The following is a 9562-nucleotide window of genomic DNA, read 5'->3' as shown; positions in this document are numbered from 1 at the left end:
TGATTCTTTTGCATTTACATAGAAGTATTGCTTAAGTGAAGACGAGCCCTCACGCTGGAACCACCCGTGGACATCGGGGAACGGATGAGACGAGAGGATTCGTCATGCACCGCACACGCACGGTGACCGCGGCAGCCGCCCTCCTGGTCCTGTCACTGGGCGGGCTCACCGGATGCAGCTCCTCGCCCGCGGAACAGCCACAGTCCATGGCCACCTCCTCCGAGATCGCCAACGGGCCCACCTCCGGCATCCGCTCCCAGGCCGCGAGCCCGCAGGCCGGGGCCGACGCCGCGGCGACCGGCCAGGCCACCGCCGCGGCTCCCGTGTCCTCGCCCGCCGCGCAGCCCAAGAGTCACATGACCGCGTCCGACACCCCCGCGCCCGGGTCGCAGAGCCCCGCGGCGACCACTGCGGCGTCGTCTGCGACCCCCGAACCGTCCGGGTCGTGCGCGAACACCTCCGCGGAGCAGGCCATGAACGAGAACATCGACAAGGTGGGCCCGGCGTTCCCCAAGGGCAACGTTCCCGACGCCGACTGGGTGGCGATCGACACCGAGACGTACGACCCGTGCGCGGACCTGTCGTGGGTCACGCTGACGATCCGCAGGGGCACGGCGTCCTCCCCGTCGCAGCAGATGCTCTTCCACGACGGCGAGTACCTGGGCACGACCACCAAGGAGGGCATCGCCTTCTCGCCCGCGACCGTGCGGCTGTCCGACTCCGCCATCCAGGTCACCTACCGGTGGGCCAAGGAGGGCGAGAGCAATGCCGGTGCGAGCGGGCGGGCTGTGTCCACGTACTCCTGGAACCCGAACACCGAGTCCGTGGACCACGCGGGCGAGTGGCCCCCGGGTATCGGCTGAGCCGCGCCCCGGCGCCCGGTTTCGACAACGCCACCACGCGCCGTCGCCCCCCGCACTCCATCGGGACGGCAGCGCGGCCGCGTGGCTGGACACCGTGGCATGCCACGTGTGACACGATGAGCGCACGGGACGCACCCCACTGGCGAGGAGAGTCATGAACCTGCTGCGCACGCTCGTGACCGCATCCGCCGGTGCATACACCGCCAATTGCGCGCTGGGGGCGTCCGTGGCCGCCCGGTGGGTGAACACCTCGAACGTCCGGTGGATCCACCACGGTCTGTACATCACCACGTCCGCCGTGACCGCGGCGGCATGCGTGGCCGCGGTGCGTGAGCGCTCCCCAGTGGCGGCGGTCCTCGCACCGGCGGTCGTCCCGCTCTTCCTGTTGCAGCGCCACGGTGCGCACCCGCTGCGACGTCACACCCGAGACGCCCTCGCGGCGGCTCCCTGCTACGTGGCCGGCCTCGCGCTGGCCTGGAGGTGAATCGTGGAATTCCTGGATGCCGTGTTCAACCGCCGCACCACCAACGGCCCGTTCCGCCCGGATCCTGTGAGCCCCGAGCACCAACAGTTGCTGATCCGCGCGGCGGCCGCGGCTCCCTCCCAGTTCAACAGCCAGCCATGGCGGTTCGTGCTGATCGAGAACCGGGACACGATCGAGACCGTTGCCCGGATCAGCGGGGAGAGCATGACCGAGGTCATGGGCGCGGGCACGTTCTTCGACCGGTACAAGAAGTACTTCCGGTTCAGCCAGAAGGAGATGGACGCCCAGCGCAGCGGCATGCTGTTCGACAAACTGCCCGCGCTGCTGCGCCCGTTCACGTCCAAGGCGTTCACGCCCTCCGGGCAGAGCCTCATGAACAAGCTGCGCGTGCCCCAGACCCTGGGCGAGGAGAACCGCAAGCTCGTGGCGGGGTCTCCGCTGCTGATCGGCGTGATGCTCGAGCGCGGCGAATACCGCCCGGAGGAACTGTCCGGGTTCTACTCGGTGTTCAGCATGGGTGCCGCCATGGAAAACCTGTGGCTCACCACGGTGGAGTTGGGCATGGGGATCCAGTTCGTGTCCTTCCCCATGGAGGCACCGCACCAGTGGCAGCGGATCGTGGACGTGCTGCGCGTTCCGGAGGATCTGGAGCTCATGGCCGTGTACCGGCTGGGCTACGTGCCTGAGCGCACCCACCGCCCGGCGATCGACTGGTCCAGCCGCGAACGCAAACGCCCCTCCCAGTACGTGTTCCGGGAGACGTGCGAGACGCCTCAGCAGGGCTGGGATCAGGACGTGCGTCCCGGGTCCGACTGAGTCCGGTCCTTCTGCGGGGTGTCCACCTGATCCCGGTCCGCCTGGATCGGCTCCGCGTCCTGGCCGGTGTGCACCGCCAGCAGCCGGAAGAACCGCTGTTGCACGGCCCGCCACCCCGGGGGCAGCGCCTGGCGCAGCTCTCCGGGGCGGTAGCTGCGCCGGATGGACAGCAGACCGTCGAAGCGCACGAACACCCTGGCTCGTGCGAGCGGCAGCGTGGCCACCCAGTACAGCAGCCAGGCCGCGCGGCTGCGGCGCAGGTCGTTGTGCACCGCTACCCCACGGGTCAGCCGACGTGAGTCCGCCAGCACGGCGGACAGCTCCTTCCGTGTCAGGTGGTGGAGCATGTGGTTGGAGATCACGGCGTCGTAGCGCTCCCCCGCTGCCACCAGGTCGTGGCTCGCGAGCGTCCGGTAGGCGGCGCCCACTCCGCGGTCGTGCGCGGCCGCCCACCGTGTGGCCCGGGCGTCCGGGTCGATCCCGGTAATCCGCACGTCCAGCCCGTCGCGAGCGGCCCAGCGGGTGATGGCCCGGGCGACGTCGCCCCCGCCGCACCCGATGTCCAGCACGGTGCCGGGGCGGCCCTCTCGGGCAGCGGCACGCAACGCGGGACGTACATACCGGCGGTAGACGGGCCGCCAGGATGCAACGAGCGGGTTGATCACCCCGAACAAGCGGTAGGTGTTGTCCAGGGCCACCGGATCGCAGGCCGGATCGTCCATGAGCTCCGGCTCGTCCACGCTGCGGTGGCGGAGCAGGGGGTCGCGGCGGCGCAGGACATCAGCGTGCGGCAGAGGGTTGTTGCGCAGCATAGGTTTCATCGCTCACGTCGTCTCGGACGCGGGACGGACCCGCAGCAGGGCGCTCTCGATGCTCAGGCCGGGGCCGAACGCGAGCGCCGCCACGGTGCCCGGGTCCCCCGCTCGCACAAGGCGCTCGAGCACGAACAGGATGGTCGCGCTGCTCATGTTCCCGGCGTCCGCGAGCACTCCCCGAGAGGGGGCCATCTGCTCGTCCGTGAGCGCGAGCCGTCCTTGCACCTTGTCCAGGATGCTGCGTCCCCCCGGGTGCACGGCCCACAGGGGGATCTGGTCCGCACTCAACCCCGCGCGGTCCAGCAGGGGTGCGAGGGCGTCCGTCACGTGGTCGTCGATGATCCGCGGCACGTAGGTCCCCAGGATCATCTCGAAGCCCTCGTCCCCCACGCTCCACGCGAGTTCCTCCTCGCCCACTGGGGCCAGGGTCGTCTCGAAGTCCACGAGCTCGAGGGTAGCGCCGGGAGCGGCGGCGTCGCGCCCCGTCACCACCGCGGCGGCCGCACCGTCCGCGAACAGGGCGTTGCCCATCACGGTGTCGGGATCGTTGCGCACGTGCAGGTGCAGGGTGCACAGCTCCACGCACACCACGAGCACCACGGCGTCCGGATCCGCGCGGCACGCGGTGTACGCGGCTTGCAGGGCGGGGAACGCGGCATTGCAGCCCATGAACCCCAGGTGCATCCGCTTCACGTCCGCGGGTAGCCCCAGGTCCTTGGTCACGCGCACGTCCGGGCCCGGCGCGAAGAACCCGGTGCAGGACACCGTGATCACGTGGGTCACGTCCGCGAGCTCGATCCCGGGGGCCGCGGCGTCGAGGGCCGCCCGGGCGGCTGTCACGAACATCCGTTTGGCGTGCTCGGTGTAGAGCTGGTTGCGTGCGTGCGTTCCCGGCGAGCGCAGGTGCCGGGCCGTGGGATCCACGAACGGCGACGTCGCGGCGTCGCCCCCGTCAACGGTCCCCGATGCCACAACACCCAGCTCGGGCAGGACCGTGTGGCGTGTGCTCACCCCGGCGCCTGCGAAGGCGGAACGCACCACGCGCGTGCCGAGCCTGGTCATCCCCGGCTGCTCGGCGAACAGCCGGGACACGTCCTCCTGCCGGATCACGGTGTCGGGGACGGCGGTCTCGATCGACAGTAGGCGTACGGTCATACTCCATGGTAGGCGCGCGGGCCCCCGCCCGGACGAGGCGCCCCTTGCCGGACGAGCCCCGACATGCGCAACGGCCGCCCGATCCATGGGGATCGAACGGCCGTCGGACGGGCGGGTCGGATCAGAGATCCACGACCTTGTTCTCGCCGTCCACGGTGTCGCCCTTGACCTTGGACTTGATCAAGTTGGCCACCTGGGTCACCTTGCTGTTACCCGGGCTGTCCCAGTACTCGGCGCTGTGGCCGTCGATCTCGATGAGGATGTTGTTGGGGTTCTCCGGGCCGCCCTGGAGCCACGAACCGGTGAAGCTGCTCCACAGTTCCTTGAGCTTGGCCTCGTCGTTGACGATGCGCGCGGTGCCGCACACGGACACCCACGAGCCGGAACCCGAGTAGGCCACGTTCACCTCGGGGCGCTGCTGCAGGGCCTGTGCCTGCTCGGAGTCGCGCTCCGCGATGAACCGCACGGTGCCGTCGAACTCGACCTCCTGCGTGGCCATGGGCTTGGACACCAGGTGACCATCCCCGTCCATGTGGGTGAGCATGGCGATGCGGGTGCCCTTGATGATGTCCCGCACCTTCTGGATGTCGTCGGTGTTCTCCGCCATGGCACTTCCTTTCGTCGAGGCTGTGAATGCCCACCAAACCGTGGGGTCTGCCACCGCGATGTGGCGTCGATTATCAGTTTATTTACTAGTGACGGTGCGCACGAGAGAGTTGGCCGGGAGCGGAATTCACGCCGTCGTGAGCAGCACGGCCCCGAACGATCCGGCCGTGGGCGGCATGATGTCGGACAACACGGACACAGACATCCAGGCAGGGAGGGACGCATGACGCGATCGCACGAGGACACCGTGCACGTGCTGTTGGAGCGCCACGGCACCACGTACGCGCAGGACGCCGGCATCGAGCTGCGGAACACACCCGCTCCCCTGTTCCAGCTGCTGGTGCTGGCCAACCTGCTGTCCGCGCGCATCGGGGCCAAGGTGGCGGTCGCCTCCGCGCGCGAGCTGTTCACGGCCGGGTACCGCACCCCGGAACGGATGCGCGCGGCGTCGTGGCGGCAACGGGTTCAGGCGCTGGGTCGCGGCGGCTACAAGCGTTACGACGAGCGCACCTCCACGATGCTCGGCGACGGCGCCGCCCTCCTGATCGACGAGTACGGCGGGGATCTGCGCCGCGTGCGTGAGCGCGCGGACGGTACCGACGACGTCCTCGACGCGCTCCAGCAGTTCCCGGGGATCGGCCCCGCGGGCGCCGCGATTTTCGCCCGGGAGGTACAGGGTGTCTGGCCCGGCCTCGCGCCGTTCTTCGACGCCAAGGCCCTGGACGGCGCCCGGCGGATCGGCCTGCCCGACGACGCCCACGACCTCGCGGACCTCGTCCCGCCCGAAAAACTCCCCATCCTGGCCGCGGCCCTGGTCCGGGTCGCGCTGGACCGCACCAAGGGTGACCCGCTGGAGTAACGGAGCGGGTGCGATCCGCCGGAGGGGCCTTCGGCGGCGGACGCCGGGTTAATACACCGGGTGTGATCCGTGGTGCCGAGTTAACACCTCGGTCATCGGGGTGCTCCACAGCCGTCATGTCCCCCCGCGACCATGGGTTCGGCCCGTTCGCCGGTCATCACCACGCGACCGGCAAGGCCATCTCCGTACGGCAACCCGTGAGAGGCTCTGGATGCGCACCCGCACGACCCCCCTGACCGACCGTCTCGCAACGGACCCCCTCCGCTGGATCCGGCCCACGGCCCTCCTGACAGCACCCCGCGGGCGGGAGGACACTGCGGGAATGACCACTGCGCCGGCCCACCTGTTGATCGGCCACCGCGGAGCCGCGGGGGTCGCACCCGAGAACACGGTGGCGGCGTTCGAGGTGGCCCGTTCCTCGGGTGCACAGTTTTTCGAGCTCGACGTCCAGCTCTCCGCGGACGGTGTGCCCTTCGCGTTCCACGACCCCACCCCCGCGCGCACCACGAACGCCGCCGAGGTGTTCCCGGGTCGGGAGAACGATCCGGTCACGTCGTTCACATGGGCCGAATTGCAACGGCTGGACACTGGTTCGTCCTTCTCCGGCGCGTTCCGGGGCGAGCGCATCCCGCACTTCGACGACGCCGTGGAGGTTGCGCGCGACGCGATCGGCGTGTTCATCGAGATCAAGTCCCCGGTCACGTCCCCCGGTATCGAGCACATCATCGGGGAGCGTCTGCGATCGGATCCCCGGTGGCAGCGTCTGGTCCGCGACGGGCGAATCGAGGTCCTGGGGTTCGACGCTGCTTCCAATCAGCGCTTCGCGGTGCTGGCCCCGGAGGTCCCCCTGCAGCAGCTCGTGTACCGGGTTCCCGATGCCGAGACCCTCGCGCGGATCTCCACCTACGCGGGGCAGGTGGGGTCCAACCACCGCTGGCTCAATGCGGCCGCGGTGGACCGGGTCCGTGCGGCAGGGCTGGGCATGAGCGTGTACACGGTGAACGCCGAGCGCAATTTCAACCGCATGGTGGCCCTGGGCGTGGATCGGATCACGACCGACTTCCCCGTGGAGTTCTCCCGGAAACACCCCGCGACCGTGGGTCACGCCGTGGCCGTGCGGTAGCGCCGACGGTCGCCGGACCGCAACCGGGCCGCCGCCGCGCTGCCCTGCCACCGGGGATCCGTTCGCAGCCGTCCATAGGTGTCCACGTCCACCCGCTCGCCCGCGATCAGGAACTTCCCCCGCTCGGTCCCCTCCTTGCGGAAACCGGCGGCCCGCGCCACCGCTCCCGATGCGGGGTTGTTGACCCGGTGCCCCAGCTCGAGGCGTTCGAGTCCGGCGTGGTCCAGGGCCCACTCAGCCACCGTGGCGGCGGCTCGGGTGGTCCACGGCCTGGGGATCCGGTTTGAACGGCATGCCCTGCAGGTCCATGTCGCCGTAGCGCAGGATGTGCAGGTCACCCCCGAACACGTCGTGCCAGTGCTCCATGGCTTCGGCGGTGGTTCCGGGCAGGGCGATGTACGTGGCGAGTGAGGGGGTCATGTGAGGCTCCTTCGACGAACGCATCCCGGATGATTCGGTCCCAGTATGGCCGTCGCGAGCGGATTCGGGAACCTCTTGCTCCGGGCCCAGCGCAGTTGTTCGGGAACCTTTTACTCGGGCGCCCGGCGCAGTTGCTCGGGCAGTTCCTCGAGCAGCCGCAACCACAGTTCCGAGACCGTGGGATAGCTGGGCACCGCGTGGCGCAGCACGTGCACCGGTACCTTCCCCGTGATCGCGATCGTGGCCGCGTGCAGTTGCTCGCCAGCGTCCGGGCCCGCGAACGTGGCACCCACGAGGCACCGGGTCTCCCGGTCCACGACGATCTTGGCCTTTCCGGAGACGGTGTCACGCAGCAGCGCCGCGCCGGCCGCACCGTTGTAGGGCACCTCCGCGGTGACGACGTCGATCCCCCGGTCCCGCGCGGAGGCTTCCGTCAGTCCCGTCTGCGCGACCTGCGGTTGCGTGAACACGACCTGGGGCACGGGCGGATTCTCCACCTCGTACGGCGCGGGCACCCCCGTGGCCGCCGCCTTGATCCTGGCCCCGATGACCCGGGCGCGGTACTTGCCCCAGTGGGTCAGGGGCACATCGCCGCTGGCATCGCCCACGGCGTGCAGCCATGCGGGGAGCTTCTCATGCAGGACGTCGTCCGCGCTCAGCCCGACCGCGTCGAGTCCCACGTCCCGCAACCGCGGGGTACGGCCTGTGGCCACGAGCACCTCGGCCACGTCGACGGTCCCGGCGGAGGTCTCCAGGTGGACCGGCCCGCCGTGGACGCGGCCCAGCCCCGTGTCCTCGGCATCGCTGCGGGTGCACTTGGTGACGGATGCGTCGAGCACCACTTCCACGCCGCTGGCGCGCAACCCGTCCAGGACGGTGTCCCCCGCGAACGGTTCGTTGCCGGACAGCAAACCCGAGCCCCGCACGAGCAGGGTCACTCGGGATCCCAGGGCGTTGAGCCACACCGCGGCCTCACATGCCACGACTCCCCCGCCCACGATCGCGATGCTCTCCGGCGTCTCGACCACGCCGGTCGCGTCCGCGGACGTCCACGGGTGCGCTCCGTCGAACTCGGAGGGGATGCTCGGCTCGCTGCCGGTCGCGAGGATCACGGCGTGCCGCGCGGTGAGGGTGCGCGCGGCGTCGTCGTGGGCCTCGATGCGCACCGAGCGCTCGCCCACGAGGCGGGCGTGGCCGCGCACCACGCGGAGGCCCGCGGACTCGGCCCACTCGACCTGGGAGGAGTCGTCGTAGTCGGAGACGAACGAGTCGCGCCGCGCGAGCATGCCGTCCCGGTCGAGCCGCGTGGGGACGACGCCCTTGAGGTTGTCCGTCAGTCCCGTCACGTCGACCGGGCGCAATAGCGCCTTGCTGGGCATGCACGCGTAGTACGAGCACTCCCCGCCCAGCAGGTGACCCTCCACGATGACCGCGGTGAGGTCTGTGCCCTCGATCGCGTACTGCGCGGCGTTCTCTCCCACCGCGCCGCCGCCGATCACGATCACGTCCACCGACTCCTGCGTTGCTGACTCCGTCATGCCCTCACAATAGCCGCCGGGGTGCGGGCTGTCGGCCCGGGGGTCACCTGAGTGCGGTGCGGAACCGGCCTCCCACCTGGCAATACTCCTGATTGTGACCCTCGTCATGTGTACGGTGGAAGAGCCACCTCCGTTGCATGGTCGGCATCACGATCCTCGCCGGCCCAGCGGACCGACGATGAGGAGATGCCATGAACGCGAGCGCAATGACACCCCCGGCCACCGACGAGCCACCCACCACCCATCGCCCCTTCCGAGCCCGCGGCGGACTGGCTCTCCTGGGGCTCGCGGGCATGCTGACACTGGCTGCGTGCGGCGAGGGCAATGACGCCACCACCGCGGATCCGACGGGTGGGCAGGGGGCCGCGACGGCGGCGTCGAGCCCGGGTCCCCTGGCCACCGCCACGGTGCGTCATGCCGAGGGAATGGAGGTCGGCACCGCGCAGTTCACCGAGGCCGACCAGGATGCGATGCGGGTTTCGGTCGAGTTCTCCGGTCTGGAACCGGGGTACTACGGCCTGCACGTGCACGGCAATGGCGTGTGCGAGGCGGAGAGTTCCGCACCGGACGATCCCTCCGAGACCGGCGCATTCCTGTCCGCCGGCGGGCACCTGGGTGGCGACGACGCTCGCCATCCGGAGCATGCGGGTGACCTTCCCGCGCTGCTGGTGACGGAATCCGGGCGGGCGGCCATGTCGTTCGAGACGGACCGGCTCACGGCCGAGAACCTGCGGGACGACAACGGCTCCGCGCTGATGATCCACTCCGGCCCGGACAACTATGCGAACATCCCCGAGCGCTACGCCCCGGAGGGACCGGACGAGGACACCCGCTCCACGGGTGACGCCGGCAGCCGCCTGGCGTGTGGTGTGATCGAGTAACC

At 70.1% G+C, this 9562-nt stretch carries 12 protein-coding genes; 6 read left to right on the top strand and 6 right to left on the bottom strand.

What is annotated here, in order from left to right; genetic code table 11:
- Positions 1-104: 104 nt before the first annotated feature.
- The 3 genes from RF637_RS02500 (at position 105) to RF637_RS02490 (ending at position 2163) form a co-directional block, all read left to right on the top strand.
- Positions 105-863, top strand: a complete 759-nt coding sequence (locus RF637_RS02500) for an LppP/LprE family lipoprotein (RefSeq protein WP_368844064.1) — start codon at positions 105-107, stop codon at positions 861-863.
- Positions 864-1017: 154 nt separating this feature from the next.
- A complete protein-coding gene (locus RF637_RS02495; protein WP_064846019.1) occupies positions 1018-1347 on the top strand; it encodes a hypothetical protein in 330 nt (109 codons plus the stop codon).
- A gap of 3 nt (positions 1348-1350) precedes the next feature.
- Entirely contained in the window at positions 1351-2163 is an 813-nt protein-coding gene (locus RF637_RS02490; RefSeq protein WP_131332553.1) for a nitroreductase family protein, read from the top strand.
- Here the strand turns inward: RF637_RS02490 and RF637_RS02485 are convergent.
- From RF637_RS02485 to RF637_RS02475, 3 genes are all read right to left on the bottom strand, one after another.
- Positions 2136-2984 (bottom strand): class I SAM-dependent methyltransferase, encoded by an 849-nt coding sequence (locus RF637_RS02485; RefSeq protein WP_368844063.1) that lies wholly within the window; start codon positions 2982-2984, stop codon positions 2136-2138. The genes RF637_RS02490 and RF637_RS02485 overlap by 28 nt on opposite strands.
- 3 nt (positions 2985-2987) lie before the next feature.
- The gene (locus RF637_RS02480; RefSeq protein WP_368844062.1) at positions 2988-4133 is read right to left on the bottom strand and encodes a type III polyketide synthase; all 1146 of its coding nucleotides are present in this window, start codon (positions 4131-4133) and stop codon (positions 2988-2990) included.
- A gap of 121 nt (positions 4134-4254) precedes the next feature.
- Positions 4255-4740: a pyridoxamine 5'-phosphate oxidase family protein gene (locus RF637_RS02475; RefSeq protein ID WP_368844061.1), complete on the bottom strand. Its 486-nt coding sequence runs from the start codon at positions 4738-4740 to the stop codon at positions 4255-4257.
- A 222-nt stretch (positions 4741-4962) separates the two neighbouring features.
- On the opposite strand from RF637_RS02475, the gene RF637_RS02470 reads away from it, so the two are divergent.
- Both RF637_RS02470 and RF637_RS02465 read left to right on the top strand, forming a co-directional pair.
- Complete coding sequence (locus tag RF637_RS02470) at positions 4963-5598, top strand: endonuclease (RefSeq protein ID WP_368844060.1); 636 nt, start codon at positions 4963-4965, stop codon at positions 5596-5598.
- A 322-nt stretch (positions 5599-5920) separates the two neighbouring features.
- The gene (locus RF637_RS02465) at positions 5921-6721 is read left to right on the top strand and encodes a glycerophosphodiester phosphodiesterase (RefSeq protein ID WP_368844059.1); all 801 of its coding nucleotides are present in this window, start codon (positions 5921-5923) and stop codon (positions 6719-6721) included.
- On the opposite strand, the gene RF637_RS02460 is transcribed toward RF637_RS02465, so the two are convergent.
- The 3 genes from RF637_RS02460 to RF637_RS02450 all read right to left on the bottom strand — a co-directional run bounded on the left by RF637_RS02460 (position 6700) and on the right by RF637_RS02450 (position 8679).
- Positions 6700-6963, bottom strand: a complete 264-nt coding sequence (locus tag RF637_RS02460; RefSeq protein WP_368844058.1) for a GNAT family N-acetyltransferase — start codon at positions 6961-6963, stop codon at positions 6700-6702. The two genes, RF637_RS02465 and RF637_RS02460, sit on opposite strands and share 22 nt — an antisense overlap.
- Positions 6956-7141 carry a hypothetical protein gene (locus tag RF637_RS02455; RefSeq protein ID WP_239320833.1) on the bottom strand — a complete coding sequence of 62 codons (186 nt, stop codon included), beginning with the start codon at positions 7139-7141 and terminating at the stop codon, positions 6956-6958. The genes RF637_RS02460 and RF637_RS02455 overlap by 8 nt, the downstream gene beginning before the upstream one ends.
- A 110-nt stretch (positions 7142-7251) precedes the next feature.
- Positions 7252-8679: an NAD(P)/FAD-dependent oxidoreductase gene (locus RF637_RS02450; protein ID WP_368844057.1), complete on the bottom strand. Its 1428-nt coding sequence runs from the start codon at positions 8677-8679 to the stop codon at positions 7252-7254.
- A gap of 191 nt (positions 8680-8870) precedes the next feature.
- Between RF637_RS02450 and RF637_RS02445 the strand changes: the two genes are divergently transcribed.
- Positions 8871-9560, top strand: a complete 690-nt coding sequence (locus RF637_RS02445; RefSeq protein ID WP_239320827.1) for a superoxide dismutase family protein — start codon at positions 8871-8873, stop codon at positions 9558-9560.
- The last annotated feature ends 2 nt before the right edge of the window (positions 9561-9562 follow it).

Origin of the sequence: Kocuria sp. CPCC 204721 (genome assembly GCF_040980945.1) — a bacterium.
GTDB lineage: Bacteria > Actinomycetota > Actinomycetes > Actinomycetales > Micrococcaceae > Kocuria > Kocuria marina.
The sequence above is the reverse complement of the archived record's forward strand: the minus strand, read 5'-3'. Positions and strand labels throughout refer to the sequence as shown.